A 1,744-nucleotide genomic window follows, 5' to 3' on the forward strand; every position below is an offset into this window, starting at 1 on the left:
ATAACAATCTAAACTCAAACTAAATCCTGGTAATATCTCTTCTCCTAATAATTCTATAGGCAAATCTCGCAATTCCGCATCTTTTCCTAAACGATAAATTTCTATTTGTTGCTGTTGAGGATTTATTAACCATCCCAGTTTCACTCCTGCATCTATATATTCTTGCATTTTCTGACGCAGAGTTTTTAAATCATCTGTTGCTGACCTTAATTCAATGACAAAATCCGGTGCAATGGGGGGAAATTTGCATTTTTGTTCGGGGGTGAGTGCTTCCCAACGTTCTTTTTTAATCCAAGCTGCATCTGGAGAGCGATCGCTACCATTGGGTAATTTAAATATAGTGGAAGAACTAAAGGTGTAACCGAGTCCTGTTTGACGATTCCAAATACCTAAATCTATAATGAATTCTGCTTCTCGATTGCCGCTTTCTCCTCCCACTGGTGGCATAATAATTAATTCTCCGGTAGATGTGCGTTCAAATTTTAAATCGCTGTTTTTTTGACATAGTTGATAAAACTGTTCATCGGTAAAATTAACTGTGTTGAAGTTTAGTTTCAAAGGAGTGATAACCATACAAATAACCTGGTTAGTGATGGTGATAAATATATTATAGTATCAAAGGCACGGTTAATATAAATTAACCGCAATGTTTGATGATTGCGTCTGCAAATTCAGAACATTCTAATGTTTGTACAGGTGGTTCTATTAACTGCGTTAAGTCATAGATAACTTGACCATTACTTTAAATCTATAGGTACAAAGCAGTTAGATAGATGGCGATCGCTCCCATCAAGGGACTAATTATACATATCAAAACTAGTACAATATCTGAACTTGATTCACTAGGAGGAGAATTTTGATTACTCAGCTATTCCAGTATTACGGACAAAGTTCTTTTTTTTAGCGTAAAGTCCGAAATATTACCCTTCCTGGATACTGTTGCTGATTAATTTTGGCATAGACTCGTAAACAGGTTAATACCTCGCCAGGATTGCCACCACAGTCTAATTGTAGGTCATCTTTAGAAAATTCACAAACATCAGCATACAGCCCTGATAATTGTTTGAGTCGGACTTCATTACCTGCTTTAACTGCTTTATCAGCGGCTTTTTTTAACAGATGCCGGGATTCTTTTTGTAATTTTCCCCACCAAGAATAACGTTCAGCAGGAGGGATAAATACTAAGGAATGAATGGCTTCATCCATGTCAATCCAAGCACATAAATTAAGAACTACATCAGTATTTTCATCTATTTTTTGGATGCGGTGCAAGCGATCGCTTAAAGCATCAATATATTGATGACGTTGTTCCAATTTGGCAGATAAAGAAACTACATCAAAGCTAAAAACACTTTTTAAAGCATGATGTAAATCTGCATCTATTTCTATAAACTTAATATATAAAAGTAAAAATCCGGCGATTAAATATAAATTATCGGCAAGATGCGTTTGGGAAATTTCCGAATTTATCAAAGCTGTTTGAGATAAACATAGTCCTTTAGCTTGAACTGTACCACTCAACCCCGGATAAATAATTTCATCACGCACAAATGGCAATTCATCCAGATTTCTATTATCTACAACTGCCCCTACTTCCTGTGCTAATTCTAAAGCCTTATGTCGCCAAGATGTCGCTACATCTTCAGGAACTCGCAATAGTTTTCTATGAATTTCGTTCCATATTTCCGCATCAGTTTGACCTTGAATATGAGAATTACCTAAATAAGAATTTAATTCTGAATTG

Annotated in this window: 2 protein-coding genes; both read right to left on the reverse strand. The window is 35.7% G+C overall.

What is annotated here, in order from left to right; genetic code table 11:
• On the reverse strand, positions 1–573 hold a 573-nt coding region (locus IQ228_RS25720), incomplete at its 3' end, for a Uma2 family endonuclease (protein ID WP_193964958.1).
• Positions 574–900: 327 nt separating this feature from the next.
• A partial coding sequence (locus tag IQ228_RS25725) for a hypothetical protein (RefSeq protein ID WP_193964960.1) occupies positions 901–1,744 on the reverse strand: 844 nt, incomplete at its 5' end.

Source organism: Dolichospermum sp. LEGE 00246 (assembly GCF_015207865.1).
In the GTDB taxonomy this organism is placed as follows: domain Bacteria; phylum Cyanobacteriota; class Cyanobacteriia; order Cyanobacteriales; family Nostocaceae; genus Dolichospermum; species Dolichospermum heterosporum.